Annotated in this window: 25 protein-coding genes; 20 read left to right on the top strand and 5 right to left on the bottom strand. The window is 59.7% G+C overall.

Translation table 11 applies throughout. The features are described from left to right. Positions 1-237: 237 nt before the first annotated feature. Genes AC1D2N_RS14295 through dnaQ form a run of 5 tightly spaced genes read left to right on the top strand, consistent with a single transcriptional unit; the run spans position 238 to position 3,868 of the window. Positions 238-1,059: a pyruvate, water dikinase regulatory protein gene (locus tag AC1D2N_RS14295; protein WP_011649834.1), complete on the top strand. Its 822-nt coding sequence runs from the start codon at positions 238-240 to the stop codon at positions 1,057-1,059. Between the two features lie 33 nt (positions 1,060-1,092). Then, positions 1,093-1,692, top strand: a complete 600-nt coding sequence (locus AC1D2N_RS14290; RefSeq protein WP_018448408.1) for a Maf-like protein — start codon at positions 1,093-1,095, stop codon at positions 1,690-1,692. Continuing rightward, positions 1,685-2,542 carry a shikimate dehydrogenase gene (locus AC1D2N_RS14285; RefSeq protein WP_130653335.1) on the top strand — a complete coding sequence of 286 codons (858 nt, stop codon included), beginning with the start codon at positions 1,685-1,687 and terminating at the stop codon, positions 2,540-2,542. Before AC1D2N_RS14290 ends, AC1D2N_RS14285 begins: the two co-directional genes overlap by 8 nt. Next, positions 2,542-3,153, top strand: a complete 612-nt coding sequence (coaE, locus tag AC1D2N_RS14280) for a dephospho-CoA kinase (protein WP_477981464.1) — start codon at positions 2,542-2,544, stop codon at positions 3,151-3,153. The genes AC1D2N_RS14285 and coaE overlap by 1 nt, the downstream gene beginning before the upstream one ends. Then, complete coding sequence (gene dnaQ / locus AC1D2N_RS14275) at positions 3,146-3,868, top strand: DNA polymerase III subunit epsilon (protein ID WP_112905593.1); 723 nt, start codon at positions 3,146-3,148, stop codon at positions 3,866-3,868. The genes coaE and dnaQ overlap by 8 nt, the downstream gene beginning before the upstream one ends. Before the next feature lie 67 nt (positions 3,869-3,935). Here dnaQ and secB read toward each other — a convergent pair whose 3' ends face one another. Both secB and AC1D2N_RS14265 read right to left on the bottom strand, forming a co-directional pair. Continuing rightward, entirely contained in the window at positions 3,936-4,418 is a 483-nt protein-coding gene (gene secB, locus AC1D2N_RS14270; protein ID WP_477981462.1) for a protein-export chaperone SecB, read from the bottom strand. Positions 4,419-4,519: 101 nt separating this feature from the next. After that, entirely contained in the window at positions 4,520-5,026 is a 507-nt protein-coding gene (locus tag AC1D2N_RS14265; protein WP_112906693.1) for an FxsA family protein, read from the bottom strand. A 131-nt stretch (positions 5,027-5,157) separates the two neighbouring features. Between AC1D2N_RS14265 and AC1D2N_RS14260 the strand changes: the two genes are divergently transcribed. From AC1D2N_RS14260 to gyrB, 5 genes are all read left to right on the top strand, one after another. Beyond that, a complete protein-coding gene (locus AC1D2N_RS14260; protein WP_018068923.1) occupies positions 5,158-5,862 on the top strand; it encodes a Tim44/TimA family putative adaptor protein in 705 nt (234 codons plus the stop codon). Beyond that, entirely contained in the window at positions 5,855-6,973 is a 1,119-nt protein-coding gene (mltA, locus tag AC1D2N_RS14255; RefSeq protein WP_130653336.1) for a murein transglycosylase A, read from the top strand. The genes AC1D2N_RS14260 and mltA overlap by 8 nt, the downstream gene beginning before the upstream one ends. Next, positions 6,973-7,539, top strand: coding sequence for a Smr/MutS family protein (locus AC1D2N_RS14250; RefSeq protein WP_477981459.1), 567 nt, complete (start codon positions 6,973-6,975; stop codon positions 7,537-7,539). The genes mltA and AC1D2N_RS14250 overlap by 1 nt, the downstream gene beginning before the upstream one ends. Then, positions 7,536-7,913 carry a helix-turn-helix domain-containing protein gene (locus AC1D2N_RS14245; RefSeq protein WP_018244167.1) on the top strand — a complete coding sequence of 126 codons (378 nt, stop codon included), beginning with the start codon at positions 7,536-7,538 and terminating at the stop codon, positions 7,911-7,913. Before AC1D2N_RS14250 ends, AC1D2N_RS14245 begins: the two co-directional genes overlap by 4 nt. 135 nt (positions 7,914-8,048) lie before the next feature. Further along, a complete protein-coding gene (gyrB, locus tag AC1D2N_RS14240; RefSeq protein WP_112906694.1) occupies positions 8,049-10,484 on the top strand; it encodes a DNA topoisomerase (ATP-hydrolyzing) subunit B in 2,436 nt (811 codons plus the stop codon). 63 nt (positions 10,485-10,547) lie between these two features. On the opposite strand, the gene AC1D2N_RS14235 is transcribed toward gyrB, so the two are convergent. Both AC1D2N_RS14235 and AC1D2N_RS14230 read right to left on the bottom strand, forming a co-directional pair. Next, positions 10,548-11,147 carry a nitroreductase family protein gene (locus tag AC1D2N_RS14235; protein WP_112905595.1) on the bottom strand — a complete coding sequence of 200 codons (600 nt, stop codon included), beginning with the start codon at positions 11,145-11,147 and terminating at the stop codon, positions 10,548-10,550. A gap of 46 nt (positions 11,148-11,193) precedes the next feature. Beyond that, entirely contained in the window at positions 11,194-11,478 is a 285-nt protein-coding gene (locus AC1D2N_RS14230; protein ID WP_018448416.1) for a DUF2218 domain-containing protein, read from the bottom strand. Positions 11,479-11,752: 274 nt separating this feature from the next. On the opposite strand from AC1D2N_RS14230, the gene AC1D2N_RS14225 reads away from it, so the two are divergent. The 10 genes from AC1D2N_RS14225 (at position 11,753) to AC1D2N_RS14180 (ending at position 21,966) form a co-directional block, all read left to right on the top strand. Next, positions 11,753-12,712 (top strand): glutathione S-transferase family protein, encoded by a 960-nt coding sequence (locus tag AC1D2N_RS14225; protein WP_130653337.1) that lies wholly within the window; start codon positions 11,753-11,755, stop codon positions 12,710-12,712. Positions 12,713-12,855: 143 nt separating this feature from the next. Then, entirely contained in the window at positions 12,856-13,698 is an 843-nt protein-coding gene (locus AC1D2N_RS14220) for a fumarylacetoacetate hydrolase family protein (protein WP_130653338.1), read from the top strand. Positions 13,699-13,902: 204 nt separating this feature from the next. Continuing rightward, positions 13,903-15,180, top strand: a complete 1,278-nt coding sequence (locus AC1D2N_RS14215) for a polyhydroxyalkanoate depolymerase (RefSeq protein ID WP_018244173.1) — start codon at positions 13,903-13,905, stop codon at positions 15,178-15,180. A gap of 145 nt (positions 15,181-15,325) precedes the next feature. Next, positions 15,326-15,760 carry a DUF2852 domain-containing protein gene (locus AC1D2N_RS14210; protein ID WP_017962639.1) on the top strand — a complete coding sequence of 145 codons (435 nt, stop codon included), beginning with the start codon at positions 15,326-15,328 and terminating at the stop codon, positions 15,758-15,760. Positions 15,761-15,867: 107 nt separating this feature from the next. Next, positions 15,868-16,626 (top strand): M48 family metallopeptidase, encoded by a 759-nt coding sequence (locus tag AC1D2N_RS14205; RefSeq protein ID WP_130653339.1) that lies wholly within the window; start codon positions 15,868-15,870, stop codon positions 16,624-16,626. A gap of 177 nt (positions 16,627-16,803) precedes the next feature. Then, the gene (locus tag AC1D2N_RS14200; RefSeq protein WP_027689457.1) at positions 16,804-17,472 is read left to right on the top strand and encodes a phosphoribosylanthranilate isomerase; all 669 of its coding nucleotides are present in this window, start codon (positions 16,804-16,806) and stop codon (positions 17,470-17,472) included. Between the two features lie 2 nt (positions 17,473-17,474). Further along, positions 17,475-18,695 (top strand): tryptophan synthase subunit beta, encoded by a 1,221-nt coding sequence (gene trpB, locus AC1D2N_RS14195; RefSeq protein ID WP_003544114.1) that lies wholly within the window; start codon positions 17,475-17,477, stop codon positions 18,693-18,695. A 3-nt stretch (positions 18,696-18,698) separates the two neighbouring features. Further along, positions 18,699-19,538, top strand: a complete 840-nt coding sequence (gene trpA / locus AC1D2N_RS14190; RefSeq protein WP_018244177.1) for a tryptophan synthase subunit alpha — start codon at positions 18,699-18,701, stop codon at positions 19,536-19,538. Positions 19,539-19,680: 142 nt separating this feature from the next. Next, positions 19,681-20,586: an acetyl-CoA carboxylase, carboxyltransferase subunit beta gene (gene accD, locus AC1D2N_RS14185; protein ID WP_018068910.1), complete on the top strand. Its 906-nt coding sequence runs from the start codon at positions 19,681-19,683 to the stop codon at positions 20,584-20,586. Between the two features lie 27 nt (positions 20,587-20,613). Continuing rightward, positions 20,614-21,966, top strand: coding sequence for a bifunctional folylpolyglutamate synthase/dihydrofolate synthase (locus AC1D2N_RS14180; RefSeq protein ID WP_197728276.1), 1,353 nt, complete (start codon positions 20,614-20,616; stop codon positions 21,964-21,966). Positions 21,967-22,035: 69 nt separating this feature from the next. Here the strand turns inward: AC1D2N_RS14180 and trxA are convergent, their stop codons facing one another. Next, on the bottom strand, positions 22,036-22,356 hold the full coding sequence (gene trxA, locus AC1D2N_RS14175) for a thioredoxin (protein WP_008528748.1): 321 nt from the start codon (positions 22,354-22,356) through the stop codon (positions 22,036-22,038). Between the last annotated feature and the right edge of the window lie 30 nt (positions 22,357-22,386).

Raw genomic sequence — 22,386 nt, 5'->3', positions numbered from 1 at the left:
GCCGAATCCGAAAATGATTCCAAATCCTTCCAGCTCGGCAATATTTCTCATAGCTGTGGATAGGCTGTGGACGAGCTTTCAAGAATCCTAGCCCTTCCCCGTCGTCCACAGGGCCAACCAAAACCGATCGGCAGAATCCGAAATGTGGATAAAGAGGCATGTTTTCCCTTGCCGGAGACTGCCTCGCCGCCGTAGCTCTGTTTCATCCAGTCTTTTCAACAGGCAGCGGAAAATAGCGTGGAGAACAGAACGAACTTCTTTCATCTGCATCTGATTTCTGACTCAACGGGAGAGACTCTGATCTCCGCCGGGCGCGCCGCGTCAGCGCAATTCAGATCGGCGCAACCGATCGAGCATGTCTATCCACTGATCCGCAATCGCAAGCAGCTGCTGCCAGTTCTGCAGGCGATCGATGACGCCCCCGGCATCGTGCTCTACACCATTGTCGACCGGGAGCTTGCAAGCCTGATCGATGAGCGCTGCATCGAGATGGGCGTCGCCTCCGTGAATGTGCTGGAGCCGGTGATGAATGCCTTCCAGATCTATCTCGGGGCCCCGTCGCGTCGTCGGGTCGGCGCCCAGCATGTGATGAATGCCGGTTACTTCGCGCGCATCGAAGCGCTGAATTTCACCATGGATCACGATGACGGTCAGATGCCCGACGACTACAATGACGCCGATGTCGTGATCATCGGAATCAGCCGTACGTCGAAAACACCGACCAGCATCTACCTCGCCAACCGAGGCATCAAGACCGCGAACATTCCGATCGTCTATGGCGTGCCATTGCCGGAGAGCCTCTTTGTCGCGAGCAAACCGCTGATCGTCTGCCTGATCGCCACCACCGACCGCATTTCCCAGGTGCGGGAAAATCGTGTGCTCGGGGTGACGCAGGGTTTCGACCGCGAACACTACACCGATCGTGCCGCGATCTCGGAGGAGCTGAAATATGCCCGCTCGCTTTGCGCCCGTCACAACTGGCCGCTGATCGACGTCACCCGCCGCTCAATCGAGGAAACAGCCGCGGCGATCGTTGCCCTGCGCCCGAAGCTGCGCTAAGCGCTGACGAAAAGCCGGCACTCCGAGGAACCCATGACGCCAAAACTCATCCTTGCATCGTCGAGTCCCTTTCGCCGGATGCTGATGCAAAATGCCGGTCTGGCCTTCGAGGCGCATGCCGCAAGGATCGATGAACGAGCCGTCGAAGCGCCGCTGGAAAGAGCCGGCGTTAGGCCTGATGCCGTGGCCCTCGTTCTGGCCAGGGCCAAGGCCGAGGAAGTGAGTAGCCGTTTTCCGGATAGCCTGGTCATCGGTTCGGATCAAACGATGTCGCTCGGTGACCGCGTCTTCCATAAGCCGAAGGACATGGCCGACGCAGCCAGTCATCTTCAAGCCCTTTCGGGTGTAACCCATCGGTTGAACAGCGCTGTCGCCATCGTCAGCGATGGCGTGGTCTTGTGGGAACATCTCGCCCATGCGGAACTGACGATGCGGCCGCTGACGGCAGAGTTCATCGCCAGACATCTGGCGCGGGTTGGCGAACGGGCGCTTTCCAGCGTCGGCGCCTATCAATTGGAGGGGCAGGGCATCCAGCTCTTCGAAAAGATAGAGGGTGACTATTTCACCATTCTTGGCCTGCCGATGCTGCCGCTCTTAAAAAAATTGCGAGAACTTGGAGCGATCGATGGGTGATTCACGTGAAACATTCGGGCCGAAAGCGTTTGTCACGGGCTTTCCCATCAAGCATTCGCGCTCGCCGTTGATCCACGGACATTGGCTGAAGACGCTCGGCCTGCCAGGCAGCTACCGCGCTCATGAAGTGGCACCCGAGGCCTTTTCCGATTTCATTCAGTCGCTGAAGGACGGCAGTTCCGGCTTTGCCGGAGGCAACGTCACCATTCCCCACAAGGAATTGGCGTTCCGGCTCGCCGACAAACCGGACGCGCTATCGCACGAGCTCGGCGCCGCGAACACGCTCTGGCTGGAGGATGGTGCGCTACATGCGACAAATACCGACGGTCGCGGCTTCATCGCCAATCTCGACGAACGCCATCCGGGCTGGGACCGGCATGGCACGGCGGTCGTCTTTGGCGCCGGCGGTGCCAGCCGGGCGATCATCCAGGCGGTCCGCGATCGCGGTTTCAAGGAGATCCATGTCGTCAATCGTACCGTCGAACGCGCGCGTGAACTCGCGGATCGCTTTGGCCCGCGTGTTCAGGCCCACCCGGCCGGGGCGCTTACTGAAGTGATGAAAGGCGCCGGCCTCTTCATCAATACCACCTCGCTTGGCATGGACGGCGAGACGGCGCCGCAACTCGATTTCTCGCCTCTGGCAGCCGATGCCGTCGTCACCGATATTGTCTATGTGCCCTTGAAGACGCCGATCCTGGCACAGGCGGAAGAGCAAGGATTTCCGATCGTCGATGGTCTCGGCATGCTGCTTCATCAGGCCGTGCCCGGATTCGAGAGATGGTTCGGCCAGCGTCCCATCGTCGACGCGGCGCTGCGCGCGCTCATCATCGCGGATATGGAAGCACACTGATGCTGAAGATCGGTCTCACCGGCTCCATCGGAATGGGAAAATCGACGGCGGCAAAGCTCTTCGCCGATGCCGGAATCCCGGTGAACGATTCGGATGCCGTAGTCCACGATCTCTATGCCGGCGAGGCTGCACCCCTGGTGAATGCCGCCTTCCCCGGCACGACGAAGGATGGAGCAGTCGACCGACATGAACTTGGCCGCCAGCTTGCTCTTCATCCTGACGGCTTCAAACGCCTGGAAGCGATCGTTCATCCGCTGGTTCGCAAACGCGAGAGGGAATTTCTGAAGCGACAGCGCGCCACCGGCGCCGACATGGTATTGCTCGATATTCCATTGCTTTTCGAAACCGGCGCCGAGGCAAGAGTGGATATCGTCGTCGTCGTCAGCACTGATCCACAGATTCAACGCCAGAGGGTGCTTGCGCGCGAAGGCATGACCGAGGAAAAATTCAACATGATTCTGTCCCGCCAGACGCCGGACGCAGAAAAACGGCGGCGGGCCGATTATCTGATCGACACCAGTCATAGTGTCGCGGTGACGAGGGAACGGGTGCTCGAGATCGTCGCCGACCTGAAAACGCGGATTGCCAAAGGAGATTTCCGGAATGCGTGAGATCATCTTCGATACGGAAACCACCGGCCTCGACAACCGCGCCGACCGCATTATCGAAATCGGCGGCATCGAGCTCTTCAATCATTTTCCCACAGGCAACACGATCCATATCTTCATCAATCCTGGAGATCAGAAAGTTCATCCGGATGCGCTCGCCGTGCACGGCATCACCGATGAATTCCTGAAGGACAAGAAGCCTTTCGGGGAGGTTGCCGAACAAATCCTTACCTTCTTCGGCGATGCGAAGTGGATTGCCCATAACGCCACCTTCGATATGGGTTTCATCAACGCGGAATTCGCGCGAATCGGTTTGCCGCCAATCCTGCCGGAAAGGGTGCTCGACACCCTGTCGATGGCGCGGCGCAAACACCCGATGGGACCGAATTCGCTCGATGCGCTCTGCCGGCGCTACGGCATCGATAACTCGCACCGCACCAAACACGGCGCGCTGCTCGACTCCGAATTGCTTGCCGAAGTCTATATCGAGATGATCGGTGGCAGACAGGCAGCCCTCGGACTCGGCATGGCCGGCAAATCCAACCAGGCAGCTCGCGGTGACATGGCGATGGAAGACGATGTGGTGATTGCCGCAGTGCTCGATCGGCCCCGGCCGCTCGCGCCGCGCCTTAGCCAAATCGAGGAGCAGGCGCATGAGGCGCTCGTCGCCAAGCTCGGTGAAAAAAGCGTCTGGGCGAAATACGCCAACCTCGATTAAACCGGTCCTCAATTGAAAATGCCCGGGACCAGCCCGGGCATCCGCATTTCAGACAAGAAAGAGCCGATCAGTTCGGAACGGSCTGAACCTTGGCGCGGGCCTGTTCTTCGGCAACGCGCTGAGCGAACATTTGCGTGAAGTCGATCGGGTCGATCATCAGCGGCGGGAAACCACCGTTGCGGGTGACGTCGGCGATGATCTGACGGGCGAAGGGGAAGAGCATGCGCGGGCACTCGATGAAGAGAACCGGCAGCATGTGTTCTTGCGGGAAACCGGCAACGCGGAAGACGCCGCCATAGGTGAGTTCGGTATGGAAAACCGTCTTGTCGCCGTCCTTGGCCTCGGCATTCAGCGACAGCACGACATCGAAATCCGTATCGGAAAGCGGGTTGGCGTTGACGTTCACATTAATGTTGATCGTCGGTGCCTTGTCGCGGGCCTGCAGCGAACGCGGCGCACCCGGATTTTCGAAGGAAAGATCCTTGGTATATTGCGCAAGGATCGAAAGGGTGGGGTTGGTCGCACCGTTGCTGTTGTTATCGTCTGCCATTGGCTTTTCCTCGAGGGGCATGGGAATGGTGCCGCCATCTAACATTTCAGGGAAGGGCTTACAACCCTAGGCGCTTGGCGCGGTTGATCAGCCGCAGTGCCTCAATCGCCGAGATGTTTGCCGGACCACGGCGAGTTGCGATCCGGGTCTCTATGATAGTCCTCTTCGTCGAGATCGACCACCTTCGAATTCGGCTTGCGGTCGCGGAAATCGGGTTGCGGAGCGGAGGAAAAACCGCCCTTGGCATTGACGACGACGAAGCGTTTGGCGATCGCCCGCCAGACGAGATCGCGCACCGGCGGAATGAGAATAAGGATCGCGATGATATCCGTGAGGAAGCCGGGAATGATCAGGAGCAGCGAGGCGATGACATTCATGGCCGGCCGCAGCAGGTCGCGGCCCGGCATCACCCCGTTTCGTCCTTCACTCGACATGCGGCGCAAAATACCAATGCCCTGCCGGCGCAGCAGGACCACGCCGATAACGAAACCCAGCATGACGAGCGCGAGCGTCAGCCACAATCCGATAGCCCGGCCGACGACGACGAAACCGGCAATTTCGGCGAGCGGCAGCAGCAGAATGAAAGCTGGCAGGATCGAAAAACGCATGTCGGTCATGTCCCGGGCTCGCCGGTCTCCTCTTGGCGCTGGCGAAGATGCCAGCCATCATTTGAATCATCTGTATAGGCAGACTATATGGGAGTACAAATCAGAGATGTTAACGGCGGCTGCGATACGATATGAGTTCGAACGACTTCATCACATTATTTTTCCTGGTGGCGGCTGTGCTGATTTTCTTTCAGCTCCGCTCCGTGCTCGGGCGCCGCACAGGAAATGAGAAGCCGCCGCGCGATCTCTATACGCCGCGGGATGCGGCTCCGGCTGAAGCCGCCGATGCCGGCAAGGTCGTGACTCTGCCGCGCCGCGATGCGACGACGGAGGACGAGGATCGCTTCGCCGCCATCGATGCTTTCGCGGCACCCGGAACGCCGCTCAACGAATCGCTGCGCGCGCTGAACAAGGCCGATCCCGCCTTCAGCCCGAAGGAGTTTCTGAACGGCGCCCGCATGGCTTACGAGATGATCGTCATGGCCTATGCCGATGGCGACCGGAAAACGCTGAAGAACTTGCTGTCTCGCGAAGTCTATGACGGGTTCGATGCGGCGATCGGCGAGCGCGAAGCCCGGGGCGAGAAGGTGAAGTCCACTTTCGTCGGCATCGACAAGGCCGAAATCACCCATGCGGAGACGAAGGGAAGCGAAGCGCAGATCACCGTGCGCATCGTCAGCCAGCTGATATCGGCCACCTACGACAAGGCGGATGTGCTGATCGAAGGCGACGCCGAAAACGTCGCCGAGGTCAACGACCTCTGGACCTTTGCCCGCGACACACGTTCGCGCGATCCGAACTGGAAACTCGTGGCGACCGAATCGGAACATGAGTGACCACGCATCGGACTTCGTCCTGCAGGCCATAAGCTTCGACACTCTGGAAGGCTGGAAGGATGATGATCCCTCCGGCCTTTTTGAAGTCATGCGAAGCTGCCGACGGCAGATCACCGATGTCAAACCGTACCGCACCGGATCGCTTGGCCTGAGTTCCGAAGACCTGCTTCCGCTTCTCGCCGCTGCCGCAGATTTCACGCCGTCATCTCCGGCATCGGCACGCGCCTTTTTCGAGACGCACTGTCGGCCTTTTCTGATCCGCCGCAAGGATGGCAATTCCGGCTTCGTCACCGCCTTCTACGAACCTGATATCGACGTGTCGGAGCGGCCGGACGAAATTTTCCGTTTTCCTTTCTACAGGCGCCCGGACGATCTGATCGATCTCGACGACGCCAATCGTCCCGTCGAGCTCGACAAGGCCTATGCTTTCGGCCGTCTGCATGACGACCGCGTCGCGGCCTATCCGGATCGCCGCGCTATCGATCAGGGTTTTCTCGAAGGCCGCGGCCTCGAAATTGCCTGGACGAAGTCGAAGGTCGATGTCTTCTTCGTGCATGTGCAGGGTGCTGCCCGCCTGCGTTATAAGAATGGTCGTATCGGCCGCATCACCTATGCGGCGAAGGCCGGCCATGCTTTCTCGGCGATCGGTAAGCTGCTGATCGAGCGCGGGGAGATCGACCGGGCGGAGATTTCGATGCAGGCGATCCGTGTCTGGCTGGCGCGCAATCCCGAGCGCGTCGACGAGGTGTTGTGGCATAACCGCTCTTATATTTTTTTCCGTGAAGCGCCGGTTGCCGATCCGCAGGCAGGTCCGATCGCGGCCGCCAAGGTGCCGCTTCTCGCCGGGCGCTCGCTTGCGGTCGACCGGATGATCCATACCTTCGGCTTTCCGTTTTTCATTCACGCCGAAAGCCTCACCCATCTCGACCAGGGCCGGCCGTTCAGCCGGCTGATGCTGGCGCTCGATACCGGCTCGGCGATCGTCGGGCCGGCGCGGGGTGATATCTTCACCGGCTCGGGGGATATGGCCGGAGAAAGTGCCGGCACCGTTCGCAATGACGCCGATTTCGCCATCCTCATTCCCAATGCCGCCGCCGGAAGATTCGACTGATGGCCAGGGATCGCAAGCTGAGCGCGGCTGAGAGGATCCTCTGGGGCAAGGTTGCCCGCAGCACGCGGCCGATGCCCGGCAAGGCGGGGGCGTTGACCGAACTCGATGCTTTTCTTGCCGAAGCCGAAGCGGCGGCTGAACGGGAACAGGAAAAGCAGACGCCCGCCACACTCATGCCGCCGCAGCCGACAGCACCGTCAACGGCGAAGCCATCGGCCGGGGTGCATCATCCGCTGGAAAAGCCGGTCAAGCGTAAGATCGCCAAGGGCCGGCTGGCGCTCGAAGCGCGGATCGATCTGCACGGGCTGGTGCAGAGCCAGGCTCATGCCATCCTTCTCGATTTCCTGATCCGCGCCCACGAGCGCGGCATGCGCCACGTGCTCGTGATCACGGGCAAGGGCAGCTCGATGGGCAGCGAGGGCGCGCTGAAGCGGGCCGTGCCGCTCTGGTTCTCCAAGCCCGAATTTCGCTACCTCATCTCCTCCTATGAGCCGGCCGCACAGCATCATGGCGGTGAGGGCGCGCTCTACATTCGCCTGTCGCGGCGGCATGGGGAGAGGCCATGACACCCTTCGGAGAGGCGGTTCGCAGGCTACGGGCGCGCAAGGGCGTCTCGCAGAAGGAGATGGCGGAAGCGCTGAATGTCTCTCCCGCCTATCTTTCGGCGCTCGAACATGGAAAGCGTGGTTTGCCGACCTTCGATCTGTTGCAGCGCATCGCCGGTTATTTCAACATCATCTGGGATGAGGCCGAGGAACTGTTCCTGCTCGCCCGCTCGTCGGACCCGCGCGTCGTGATCGACACCTCCGGCCTGCCCCCCGAATATACCGAATTTGCCAACCGGCTGGCCCGGCAGATTCGCAACCTTGACAGTGCAGAGATAGGCCGGCTATCGGCTCTTCTCGAAAATGGCGGCAAAGGCGACGGAAAAGCGTCATAATCCCCTGTTTTATGCCTTGTTTTAGGGGCTTGCCATTGGGAAGTGGGTTCAAAAAACCTATATACGAGAGTGAAGAAAGCCGGTGATTCGCAAGGCGCGCCGCAGCTTTACGACAACAGGGAAAATCTCGACAGAATGAGCGATACATCCGCGACGGAAAACGGCGTAAGCACCGAATATGGCGCAGATTCCATCAAGGTTCTGAAGGGCCTCGATGCGGTGCGCAAACGCCCCGGCATGTATATCGGCGATACCGACGACGGCTCCGGCCTTCATCACATGGTCTATGAAGTCGTCGACAACGCGATCGACGAAGCGCTTGCCGGCCATGCCGACATCGTCACCGTCACCCTCAATCCGGATGGCTCGGTGACCGTCACCGACAACGGTCGCGGCATCCCGACGGACATTCACACCGGCGAAGGCGTGTCGGCTGCCGAAGTCATCATGACGCAGCTTCATGCCGGCGGTAAGTTCGACCAGAATTCTTACAAGGTTTCCGGCGGCCTGCACGGCGTCGGCGTTTCCGTCGTCAACGCGCTGTCCGTCTGGTTGAAGCTGAAGATCCGCCGTCAGGACAAGATTCATGAAATGAGCTTCACCCATGGCGTCGCCGATGCTCCGCTGAAGGTTACGGGCGACGCGCCGAATGAGACCGGCACGGAAGTGAGCTTCATGCCGAGCACCGACACCTTCACCATGACGGAGTTCGACTACGGCACGCTGGAGCATCGCCTTCGCGAGCTCGCCTTCCTGAATTCAGGCGTCCGCATCCTGCTGACCGACAAGCGCCATTCCGATATCAAGCAGGAAGAGCTGCGTTATGACGGCGGCCTCGAGGCTTTCGTCGCTTATCTGGACCGCGCCAAGAAGTCGCTCGTCGACAAACCGGTTGCCATCCGCGGCGAAAAGGACGGCATCACCGTCGAAGTCGCGATGTGGTGGAACGACAGCTATCATGAGAACGTGCTCTGCTTCACCAACAACATCCCTCAGCGCGACGGCGGCACGCATATGGCCGGTTTCCGCGCGGCGCTGACGCGCCAGGTCGTTTCCTATGCCGACAGTTCCGGCATCACCAAAAAGGAAAAGGTAACGCTGCAGGGCGAAGACTGCCGCGAAGGCCTGACGGCGGTTCTGTCGGTCAAGGTGCCCGATCCGAAATTCTCCTCGCAGACCAAGGATAAGCTCGTTTCCTCGGAAGTCCGTCCCGTTGTCGAAAGTCTCGTCAACGAGGCGCTGAGCACCTGGTTCGAAGAACATCCGAGCGAAGCCAAGATTCTTGTCGGCAAGGTCGTCGAGGCAGCCGCCGCCCGCGAAGCGGCCCGCAAGGCACGCGAGTTGACCCGCCGCAAGGGCGCACTCGACATCGCTTCGCTGCCGGGCAAGCTTGCTGACTGCTCCGAGCGTGATCCGACAAAATCCGAAGTCTTCCTCGTCGAGGGCGATTCTGCCGGCGGCTCGGCCAAGCAGGGCCGCTCGCGCGAGAACCAGGCGATCCTGCCCCTGCGTGGCAAGATCCTGAACGTCGAACGCGCCCGTTTCGACAAGATGCTGTCGAGTCAGGAAATCGGCACATTGATCACCGCGCTCGGCACCGGCATCGGCAAGGACGAGTTCAATGTCGAAAAGCTGCGCTACCACAAGATCATCATCATGACGGACGCCGATGTCGACGGCGCCCATATTCGCACCCTGCTGCTCACCTTCTTCTTCCGGCAGATGCCGCAACTGATCGAGCGCGGCCATCTCTATATCGCCCAGCCGCCGCTCTATAAGGTTTCGCGCGGCAAGTCGGTGCAGTATCTGAAGGATGAGAAGGCGCTTGAAGAATATCTCATCAGCCAGGGCCTGGAAGATGCTTCGCTGAGGCTCGGTAGCGGCGAGGTTCGCGCCGGCCAGGATCTGCGCGAGGTCATCCTCGATGCCCTGCGCATGCGCGCGCTGCTCGACAATCTCCATTCGCGCTACAATCGTTCCGCCGTCGAACAAGCGGCGATTGCCGGAGCACTAAACGCCGAGCTCGCCAGCGACCCGGCTAGAGCGCTGGCGCTGGCAAACGAAGTGGCAGGGCGGCTCGACATCATCGCCGAGGAAACCGAGCGCGGCTGGCAGGGCGATGTGACAACCGATGGCGGGCTGCGCCTGGAGCGCATGGTCCGCGGCGTCAGGGAAATCGTCGTGCTCGACATGGCGCTGATCGGTTCCTCGGATGCCCGTCACATCGACCAGCTGACGGCACGACTCAAGGAAATCTATCAGACGCCGCCGTCGCTGCATCGCCGCGAAGGCGACGTCGAAATCTCTGGTCCGCGCGCCTTGCTCGACGCGATCTTCGCAAGCGGCCGCAAGGGCCTCACCATGCAGCGCTACAAGGGCCTTGGCGAGATGAATGCCGAGCAGCTCTGGGAAACGACGCTCGATCCGAATGTTCGCTCGCTTCTGCAGGTCAGGGTCAATGATGCCACGGACGCCGATGGCCTCTTCGCCCGCCTGATGGGTGATGAAGTCGAACCCCGGCGCGAATTCATCCAGGACAATGCGCTGAGCGTTGCAAACCTTGATATCTAACTGAGATGTCGAAAGCAAAAGCCCCGCCGTCCCTGGACGCGGGGCTTTCGTTTGCCTGAGAGCTCAATTCGCGACGAAGCGGCCGTTGAAGGCGACTTCGGAGAGCGGCTTGCGTTGGCTGGGGAATTCGCGCGCTTGATTGCGTTCGGAAAGAACGCTCTTGTCCGCCAGGCGGCCGACAGCGACGCCTGCTTCGACCCGGTATCCCTCGGGAACGGCGAAAGCCTGCCTGATCTCATCATGCTTGATGCCGCCCATGCCATGGGCGTAAAAGCCGGAGAGGCGCGCCTGGATCGCCAGATGCCCCCATGCCGCACCGGCATCGAAGGAATGGGTGTAGCTCGGCTTTTCCTCGGCTGAGCCGGCAGCCCCGGTGAAGGCGCGCGACACGACGAAGATCAGCGCCGATGCATTCCTGGCCCAGTCCTGATTGGAATCGTTGAGCAAGGCAACAAATTTCTCCCAATGCTCCGAACCCTTGAGGCCATAAATGAAGCGCCAGGGCTGGTGGTTGGCCGAGGACGGCGCCCAATGGGCGGCGTCGAGCAGACCGAGCAGCTGCGTTTCCTCGATGATTTCGCCGGTGAAGGCGCGCGGCGACCAGCGGTCGAGAAACATCGGATCGACCGGATATTCGGATTCGCGGTGATTGCTCTTCGTCATGCTTGTTCCAGGGTTTGGGGCAGAAAATTTGGATCGTGGGCTGGGCTTAATCCGTCCAGACGATGTCGAGTTCTTCGCGGAAGGCGAAGCGCTTCAGATGATCGTCGATGACGTGCTGCATCCTTTCCTGTTGCGAGGGATCGGCGACGGAAAGCGTCATGGTCAGAGCCGCATCGTCGGCCGCAAACGTCACCTCGGCCGTATCGCTGAACGGTACCCGCCCCTTCAGAGGATCAAAATCGACGCTGAACTTGTGGCTCCAGTGTTTGCAGAGCTGCTGCAGGTAGCGGCTTGCATGTTCGGTCCGCACGATGGCCTTCGAGAGATGCATTTCGAACTCCACGTCATCTTGACTAAAGCATGTCGCGCAAGAGTGTGTAGCGGTTTTGCGATAACGACATGCGGCGAAATAAAAAACTAAAGCGCGAGGAGCGAAGCTGAAAGATTGCGACGCGCTTTAGCGCAGTCATATTTCCTGCTTCACCGGCTTGGCAAGCGCAGCATCGTCGCAGTTTGGGTGTACAGACTGTCTTCATAAAAGCGGCCTCACGCCGGCGTCGAAGCAGGATAATGAACCGTTTTAGTCAATTGACCGGGAGTTACGCATGCTGGTGAACGGAAAGTGGACGGAAGACTGGCAGCCCGTTCAGGCAAAGGACGAGAAGGGCGGCTTTGTCCGTCAGACCTCGAGTTTCCGCAATTGGGTAACCTCGGATGGCAGCGCCGGGCCGACGGGCGAAGCTGGCTTCGAAGCCAGCGCCGGCCGTTACCATCTCTATGTCGCCTATATCTGCCCCTGGGCCTCGCGCACCCTGATCGGCCGCAAGCTCAAGGGCCTGGAAGATGTCATCTCCGTCTCGGTCGCTGAACCGCTGCTGGGCAAGCAGGGCTGGCGCTTCGGTGATTATCCTGGCGCGACGGAGGATCACGTCAACGGCGTAACCTATATGCATGAAATCTATACCAGGGCGGCGCCGGATTTCACCGGCAGGGCCACCGTGCCGGTTCTCTGGGACAAGCAGAGAAACACCATCGTCAACAATGAATCCGCCGATATCCTGCGCATGCTGAACGGCGGCTTTGGCGCCCTGGCAAAAAATCCGATCGATCTTTACCCGGCGGAGAGGCGCACCGAGATCGATGCTTTCAACGACCGCATCTATCCCGATCTCAACAACGGCGTCTACCGCGCCGGTTTCGCCACCACGCAGGTCGCCTACGAAGAAGCCTTTGCCGATGTCTTTTCCTGCCTCGACTGGGTCGAGCAGCAGTTCGAGGGCCGGTCTTTTCTCTTCGCCGATCATCCCACCGAGAGCGATATCCGGCTTTTCGTGACGTTGGTGCGCTTCGACGTCGCCTATCACGGCATCTTCAAATGCAATCTGCGCCGGCTTTCCGACTATGCCAAGCTGCGCGCCTTCTGCCGCCGCATGCTGGATTGGCCGGGCATCGCCGAAACGGTGAACCTCGATCACATCAAGCGCGGCTACTATTCGATCGAAAGCCTCAATCCGACGAAGATCGTTCCCGTCGGCCCTGATCTGGCGGAAATTTTTAGAGCTTGATGCCGAAAGATACGGGCGGTTTTCGGCAGAAAATCACCCAAATCGCGGAAAAGCCGTACCGCTTCCCGGCAAAGCCGTAATGACACCGATGAATAATTCGTTCATAGGTGGTTGCAAATCCGTTTTCGATGAGGAGGAATTCCATGAAGCTGATGCGTGTTGGCGAAGCAGGCAGTGAAAAACCCGCACTTCTCGATGCCGATGGCAAGATCCGCGATCTCTCCGGTCATGTCGCTGATATCGGCGGCGAAGCGATCACACCGGCAGGCCTTGCAAAGATAGCGGCCATCGATCCGAAGAGCCTTCCGGAAATCGCGCCCGGCCGCATTGGCGCCTGCGTCGCGGGCACTGGCAAGTTCATCTGCATCGGCTTGAATTATTCGGATCACGCTGCCGAAACCGGTGCGACCGTGCCGCCCGAGCCGATCATCTTCATGAAAGCAACATCCGCAATCGTTGGACCGAACGACAATGTCATCATTCCCCGCGGTTCGGAAAAGACCGATTGGGAAGTCGAGCTCGGCGTCGTCATCGGCAAAACCGCCAAATATGTGACAGAAGCCGAAGCGCTGGATCATGTCGCCGGTTATTGCGTCTCCAATGACGTTTCCGAGCGCGCTTTCCAGACCGAGCGGTCCGGTCAATGGACCAAGGGCAAATCCTGCGACACCTTTGGCCCGATCGGCCCCTGGCTCGTGACCAAGGATGAAATTCCGGAACCGCAGAACCTCGGCATGTGGCTGACGGTCAACGGCCAGAAGATGCAGAACGGCTCATCGAAGACGATGGTTTACGGGGTTGCGTTCCTCGTCTCCTATCTTAGCCAGTTCATGTCGCTGCATGCCGGTGACGTGATCTCGACCGGCACGCCTCCGGGCGTCGGCATGGGCCTCAAGCCGCCGCGTTATCTCAAGGCGGGAGACGTGGTCGAACTCAGCATCGAAGGTCTCGGCACGCAGAAGCAGACCTTCGTAGCGGATCGTTAACGACGCTTCTTGCTGAGAAACTTAAGTTTTCAGCTCGATTATGATGCCGGAGGTCAATTCTCCGGCATTTCTTGTGTGGGTTTGGTTCGTCCATGTTGCTGTGCAACAGAAACCTGTTAGTCTGCGTTACGTGCCCGCATTACGGAAAGACTCGATGCCTCTCAATCAGCGTCATCTTTTCGATAGAGAAAGGTGGCGCCTTCCATGTTTTATCAGCTTTATGAATTGAACCATGCCGCCATGGCGCCGTTTCGCGCCGCGGCCGATATCATGCGATTTGCCTATGCCAATCCGCTGAACCCGTTCTCCCATACGCCGTTCGGCCGGACGATGGCGGCAAGCCTCGAAATGTTCGAACGCACGACACGACGCTACGGGAAGCCGGAATTCGGACTGAAGCAGACGACGATTGGTGACCGGACGGTGTCCGTCCGCGAAGAGGTCGTCTGGTCGCGACCCTTCTGCAATCTCCTGCATTTCGCGCGCAGTGTTCCCGCCGCGCGCGGCAATGATCCGCGCATCCTGATCGTCGCGCCGATGTCCGGCCACTATGCCACGCTGCTGCGCGGCACGGTCGAGGCGCTGCTGCCGAGTGCGGATATCTACATCACCGACTGGATCGACGCCCGCATGGTGCCGATGACGGAAGGCACGTTCGATTTCGACGATTACGTCGACTATGTCATCGAGATGCTGCATTTCCTCGGTCACGACACGCATGTCATCGCCGTCTGTCAGCCTTCTGTTCCGGTGCTGGCAGCCGCTGCGGTGATGGAAGAAGCCAGGGATCCGCTTTCGCCGGCGTCGATGACGCTGATGGGCGGCCCGATCGACACGCGCATCAACCCGACGGCAGTCAATAAGCTCGCCCAGGAGCGATCGCTGCAGTGGTTCTCCGACAATGTCATCATGAACGTACCCTGGCCGCAGCCGGGCTTCATGCGCCCGGTCTATCCGGGTTTCCTGCAGCTCTCGGGCTTCATGTCGATGAATCTTGATCGCCACCTCGTCGCGCACAAGGAATTCTTCATGCATCTCGTGAAGAACGACGGCGAGCCGGAAAGACATCGCGATTTCTACGACGAATATCTCGCCGTCATGGATCTGACCGCCGAATTCTATCTGCAGACGGTGGAGGAGGTCTTCATCAAGCATTCACTGCCGAAGGGCGAACTGATGCATCGCGGCAAACGCGTTGATCCGGCGGCAATTCGCAACGTGGCGCTTCTGACCGTCGAAGGTGAGAATGACGATATCTCCGGGGTCGGCCAGACAAAGGCGGCTCAGACCATCTGCGTGAACATTCCCGAAGATATGCGCATGCACTATCTTCAGCCGGATGTCGGCCATTATGGTGTTTTCAATGGTTCGCGTTTCCGCCGCGAGATCGCGCCGCGCATCATCGATTTCGTCCGACAGCATTCGCGTTCTGCCATTAAGCCTCCGGTCCCGCGTGTCATCAAGGGCGGCCGGGCGGGCTGAATCAGGGATAGCTGAATTAGCGAAACGGATTCAAGGCCTTGTCCGATTTCGCGGGCAATCGTCTTGAAGGCGGTTATTGCGGTAACCACATCGATTTCAGCGTTCGGTATTCTGCCGGGCGCGGAAAGCGAGGGATACCCGCACGATGAACCAGTCAGCATTGCTTCGACCGGATTGGACTCCGGCTACCATTGCCCTGATGATTCTCGGCTTCATGGTTTTCTGGCCTCTGGGTCTTGCCATGCTTGCCTACATCATCTTCGGCGACCGTCTGCGCGGCTTCAAGCGTGACGTCAACCAGGCGACCGATGGCTTCTTTGCCTCCTGCCGCCGCCCGCATGGCCGTCACCGCCCGCACTTCTCGACCGGCAACGTCGCCTTTGACGACTGGCGCAAGGCCGAACTCGACCGGATGGAGGAAGAGCGCCGCAAGCTTGACGAAATGCGCGAGGAATTCGACTCCTATCTGCGTGAGCTCCGCCGCGCCAAGGATCAGGAAGAGTTCGACCGTTTCATGCGCGACCGCAGGAACGCCAAGCGCGATGATAACGGCCCGGTCGCTGAATACCAGACGCCGTAAACACCTGAACGATGAATTGATGACCGGCATCTCGCGATGCCGGTTTTTCCATGTCCGCCCTTCCGACGATCATTTAGATCTGCCGGCGAATCGTATAGAAAACACGCATGTTCTCGCTTCTGAAAACAAGGTCGAAGGCGCGAAAGCCGGCTCCGCCCGAAATGCGGACGCTCGACGTCGCTGGCCGGCTCATGCCGCTGACGATCAAGCAGCATGACCGGGCGACACGCATCACGCTGCGCATCGAACCGGGTGGCCGCGCCTTGAAGATGACGGTGCCGAAAGGCCTTGCGGTGCGTGAGGTTAATGCCTTCCTCGATCGTCACCAGGGTTGGCTCCTCACCAAGCTTGCGAAGTTTTCGACCGATGCCGGCCTGCGTGACGGCGCCGAAATCCTTGTTCGCGGCGTTTCCCATCGCATTCAGCATAGCGGCAGCTTGCGCGGGCTGACCGAGGCGGTGTCCATAGATGGCAGGGCGGTGCTGCGCGTCAGCGGCATGCCGGAACATGTCGGACGGCGCATTGCGGCCTTTCTCAAGAAGGAGGCGCGCGCCGATCTCGCAAGACTGGCGACGATGCATGCCGCAACGATCCGGGCGCCGATCCGCTCGATCTCGATGAAGGATACACGCAGCCGGTGGGGCTCGTGCTCGTCGGAAGGAAATCTGAGCTTTTCCTGGCGTATCGTCATGGCGCCACCTTCGGTGATCGATTATCTCGCCGCCCATGAGGTCGCCCATCTCAAGGAAATGAACCACGGTCCGCACTTCTGGGCCCTCTGCCGTAAGCTTTGCCCCGGTATGGAGGAGGCGAAGTCCTGGCTCAAACGGCATGGAAGCCAGCTGCATGCCATCGATTTCGACTAGCGCACAACCCGAAAATCGGAATCGATTTTTCGGAAAGGATTATGCGCAGATTTAAAGTGATAGAGCGTCCCCAGCGCGTCGTTTGGACGCGCGGCGCTCTAGCCGAGAGCCGCGCTAAATTCAGTGTCCGTCGCAAATTGGCTCGACTCTTTCCGCATTTCGTGTCACTTCGCTGCCATGAGACCGGATATCAAGATCTGTGGCTTGAAGACGCCCGACGCAGTCGATCGCGCGCTGAAACGCGGCGCGACCCATATCGGTTTTATCTTCTTCGAAAAGAGCCCGCGCTATATCGAGCCGGACCTGGCGGCAAAGCTTGCCGAACCTGCGCGTGGCAAGGCGAAAATCGTCGCCGTCGTCGTCGATCCGACCAATGACGAACTCGACGAGATCGTGTCGTTGTTGAAGCCGGATATGCTACAGCTTCACGGCAACGAGAGCCCCGAACATGTGCTGACCATAAAGGCGGTCTATGGTCTGCCCGTGATGAAGGCCTTTTCGGTCCGCACGGCAGACGACCTGAAGCGCGTCGAGGCCTATATCGGCATCGCCGACCGTTTCCTCTTTGACGCCAAAGCGCCGAAGGGTTCGGAACTGCCTGGCGGCAACGGTATTTCCTTCGATTGGAGCCTTCTCAGCTGGCTTGACGGCAACGTCGACTACATGCTTTCCGGCGGGCTGAACAAGGACAATGTCGCAGAAGCGCTTTTCATCACCAAGGCACCGGGTATCGACGTCTCGTCGGGAGTCGAAACTGCGCCTGGCGTGAAGAGCGTCGCGAAGATCGATGAATTTTTTGACGCGGTCGAAAAGGCGAATGCGCCGATGATGGCCTCAGGGAGTTGAGAGTGAACGAGACGCCTAAACCGAATTCCTTCCGTTCCGGCCCCGATGAAGATGGCCGTTTCGGCATTTATGGCGGTCGTTTCGTCGCCGAAACATTGATGCCGCTGATCCTTGATCTGCAGGACGAGTGGAACAGGGCAAAGAACGATCCGGCATTCCAGGCCGAATTGAAGCATCTCGGCGCGCATTATATCGGCCGCCCGAGCCCGCTCTATTTCGCCGAGCGGCTGACGGCCGAACTCGGCGGCGCGAAGATCTATTTTAAGCGCGAGGAGCTGAACCATACCGGCTCGCACAAGATCAACAACTGCATCGGCCAGATCCTGCTCGCCAAGCGCATGGGCAAGACCCGCATCATCGCCGAAACCGGTGCCGGCCAGCACGGCGTCGCCTCCGCAACCGTTGCCGCCCGCTTTGGCCTTCCCTGCGTCGTCTATATGGGCGCCACCGATGTCGAGCGTCAGGCGCCGAACGTTTTCCGCATGAAGCTGCTCGGCGCGGAGGTCAAACCGGTCACGGCAGGCAGCGGCACGCTGAAGGACGCCATGAACGAGGCGCTTCGCGACTGGGTCACCAATGTCGAGGATACCTATTACCTGATCGGAACCGCAGCCGGTCCGCATCCCTATCCGGAGATGGTCCGCGATTTCCAGTCGGTGATCGGTATCGAAGCGAAAGAGCAGATGCTGGCAGCCGAAGGCCGCTTGCCGGATCTCGTCATCGCTGCCGTCGGCGGCGGCTCGAACGCCATCGGCATTTTCCATCCTTTCCTGGATGATCCCTCTGTGAAGATCGTCGGCGTCGAAGCCGGCGGCAAGGGTCTGCAGGGCGACGAACATTGCGCCTCGATCACCGCCGGTTCGCCCGGCGTGCTTCACGGCAACCGCACCTATCTGCTGCAGGATGGTGACGGTCAGATCAAGGAAGGCCATTCGATTTCGGCCGGTCTCGATTATCCCGGCATCGGTCCCGAACATTCCTGGCTGAACGATACCGGCCGTGTCGACTATGTGCCGATCATGGACCACGAAGCGCTCGAGGCTTTCCAGACCCTGACCCGCCTCGAAGGCATCATCCCGGCGCTCGAACCCTCGCATGCCATTGCCGAGGTGATCAAACGCGCACCGACGATGGGCAAGGACGAGATCATCCTGATGAACCTCTCCGGCCGCGGCGACAAGGATATCTTCACCGTCGGCAAGATTCTGGGAATGGGACTGTAAGACATGACCGCACGCATGGACAAACGCTTTGCCGAGCTGAAGGCCGAGGGCCGTCCGGCGCTTGTGACCTATTTCATGGGCGGCGATCCCGATTACGACACCTCGCTCGGCATCATGAAGGCGCTGCCGGAGGCGGGCTCCGACATCATCGAGCTCGGCATGCCTTTTTCCGATCCGATGGCCGACGGCCCGGCGATCCAGCTGGCCGGCCAGCGCGCCTTGAAAGGCGGCCAGACGCTGAAGAAGACGCTGCAGCTGGCGGCCGATTTCCGCAAAACCAACGATGCGACGCCGATCGTGATGATGGGTTACTACAACCCGATCTATATTTATGGCGTCGAGAAATTCCTCGATGACGCGCTCGCCGCCGGCATCGATGGCCTGATCGTCGTCGACCTGCCGCCCGAGATGGATGACGAACTCTGCATTCCGGCCATCCGCAAAGGGATCAATTTCATCCGCCTGGCGACGCCGACGACCGATGAGAAGCGCCTGCCGAAGGTACTGAAGAACACCTCCGGCTTCGTCTACTACGTCTCGATGAACGGCATCACCGGTTCGGCGCTGCCTGATCCGTCGCTGGTTTCGGGCGCTGTCGCCCGCATCAAGCAGCATACCAGCCTGCCCGTCTGCGTCGGCTTTGGCGTCAAGACGGCGGAACATGCAAAGGTCATTGGCGGTTCGGCCGACGGCGTCGTCGTCGGCACCGCGATCGTCAATCAGGTCGCGACCAGCTTGACGAATGACGGAAAGGCAACGGCGGATACGGTTCAGGCCGTTGCCACGCTGGTGCGCGGCCTTTCCACGGGAACACGTTCGGCGCGCCTTGTTGCTGCCGAATAGTTTGCCCACATTGGCGTTAAAGCATGTCGCGCAAAGGTGTGCAGCGGTTTTGCCAACGACATGCGGGAAACCAAAGACCTAGAAGCGTGGCAGGCAAATCTGAAAGATCGCGACGCGCTTTAGTCAATCAGGAGTATTCGAGTTGAACTGGATCACCAACTACGTTCGCCCGCGGATCAATTCCATGCTGGGCCGTCGCGAAGTGCCGGAGAACCTCTGGATCAAGTGCCCGGAAACGGGCGAGATGGTCTTCCACAAGGACCTCGAAGGCAACAAATGGGTCATTCCAGCGTCCGGTTATCACATGAAGATGCCGGCCAAGGCCCGGCTGGCCGATCTTTTCGACAATGGCGAGTTCGAATCGCTGCCGCAGCCGAAGGTCGCGCAGGACCCGCTGAAGTTCCGCGATTCGAAGAAATACAGCGATCGCCTGCGCGACAGCCGCCTGAAGACCGAACAGGAGGATACGATCCTCGCCGGTGTCGGAAAGGTGCAGGGACTGAAACTCGTGGCCGTCGTGCATGAATTCAACTTTATCGGTGGTTCGCTCGGCATGGCCGCCGGCGAGGCGATCGTTAAGGCTTTCGAGCGTGCGACGTCTGAAAAGTGCCCGCTGGTGATGTTCCCCGCTTCCGGCGGCGCGCGCATGCAGGAAGGCATCCTGTCGCTGATGCAGTTGCCGCGCACGACGGTTGCCGTCGACATGCTCAAGGAATCCGGCCAGCCCTATATCGTCGTGCTGACCAATCCGACGACCGGTGGCGTCACGGCCTCCTATGCCATGCTTGGCGATATTCATCTGGCAGAACCCGGCGCCGAAATCGGCTTTGCCGGCAAGCGCGTGATCGAGCAGACGTTGCGTGAAAAACTGCCCGAAGGCTTCCAGACCTCCGAATATCTGTTGGAGCATGGTATGGTCGATATGGTCGTTAAACGTCACGATATTCCGGAAACGCTGGCGCGCCTCTTGAAGATCCTGACGAAGAAGCCGGTTTCTGCGGCGAACGACATGAATGGCGGCGCGATTGCTCTGGCGGCGAGCGCCTGATAACCGACAAGCAGGCGGGGTGCTGAATTGATACCCAGAGGCCAAACCGCGGTGAGTGAGGCAGCACAGGAGATCGACAAGCTTATGGGATTGCATCCCAAGGGCTTTGATCTGTCTCTCGATCGCATCACTCGTCTTCTCGATGTGCTCGGCAATCCGCACAGGAAGCTGCCGCCGGTGATCCATGTCGCCGGCACCAATGGCAAGGGGTCTGTCACCGCCTTCTGCCGCGCCCTGCTCGAAGCCGGCGGCTACAGCGCCCATGTCCACACCTCGCCGCATCTCGTCAATTGGCACGAGCGTTATCGCATTGGCGTCAAGGGCGGACGCGGGCAGCTTGTGGACGACGCCGTTTTTGCCGAGGCCGTGCGTCGCGTGGCCGATGCCAATGCAGGACAACACATTACCGTCTTCGAAATCCTGACAGCGGTCACCTTCATCCTGTTTTCCGAACATCCGGCCGATGCCGCGATCATCGAAGTCGGTCTCGGCGGCCGGTTCGACGCCACGAATGTCATTTCCGATCCGGGCGTCTCGGTCATCATGCCGATTTCGCTGGATCACCAGCCCTATCTCGGCGACAGGGTCGAGCTGATCGCAGCCGAAAAGGCCGGCATCATGAAGCCGGGATTTCCCGTTGTCATCGGTCATCAGGAATATGACGCAGCACTCGACGTGCTGATGTCGACGGCCGAGCGGCTGCATTGCCCGAGCGCGGTCTTCGGGCAGGATTTCATGGCGCATGAGGAATATGGCCGGCTCGTCTACCAGGACGAATTCGGTCTTGCCGACCTGCCGCTGCCGCGCCTTCCCGGCCGGCATCAATATGCCAATGCCGCCGCCGCCATTCGTGCCGTCAAGGCGGCGGGTTTCACGGTCACCGAGACGATGATGGAAAAGGCGATGAGTTCGGTCGAATGGCCGGGCCGGCTGCAGCGTCTGAGCGAGGGCCGGCTGCTGTCGCATGCGCCCGCCGGCGCCGAGATCTGGATCGATGGCGGACACAATCCCGGTGCAGGCGAGGTGATCGCCGAAGCCATGGCCAATTTCGAGGAACGCCAGTCTCGGCCGCTTTTCCTGATTACCGGCATGATCAACACCAAGGATCCGGTCGGCTATTTCAAGGCCTTTACCGGCCTGGTCGAGAAGGTTTTCTGCGTGCCGATCCGCGGCAGCGAAGCGATGATCGACCCGGTGATATTGTCCAATGCCGCTTATGATGCCGGTTTGGTTGCCGAACCGATGTTGACGGTCGGCGATGCGCTGGAAGCAATAAGAGCCGTTCTCGATCCAGAGGCTTTGCCGCCGCGCATCTTGGTAGGCGGCTCTCTCTATCTCGTCGGCGATGTCCTTGCCGACAACGGCACGCCCCCGAAATGAAGGCGGTAAGATGAAAAAAGCCCGGTCGAACCGGGCTTTTTCATTGTGATACAAATTGAGAGATATCAATCAGGCAGCGTTCGAAATCCAGTTCGAAAGGGCCGTCTTCGGCTTTGCGCCAACCGAGATATCGGCAACTTCGCCGCCCTTGAAGATTGCAAGCGTCGGAATGGAGCGCACACCGAACTGTGCAGCGAGTTCCGGGTTCTCATCGATATTCAGCTTGGCCACCTTGACCTTGCCTTCCATCTCGACGGCGATTTCCTCGAGGCTCGGAGCAATCATCTTGCACGGGCCGCACCATTCAGCCCAGAAATCGACGACGACGGGTTCTGCGGATTCCAGAACTTCCGACTGGAAGTTATTGATATCGACTTTCACGGTAGCCATGGGCTGCTCCTTTAACCGAATTGGGTGTTG

The sequence above is a fragment of the Rhizobium sp. P1_B8 genome (assembly GCF_056406515.1).
This window is presented reverse-complemented; position numbering and strand designations above follow the sequence as displayed.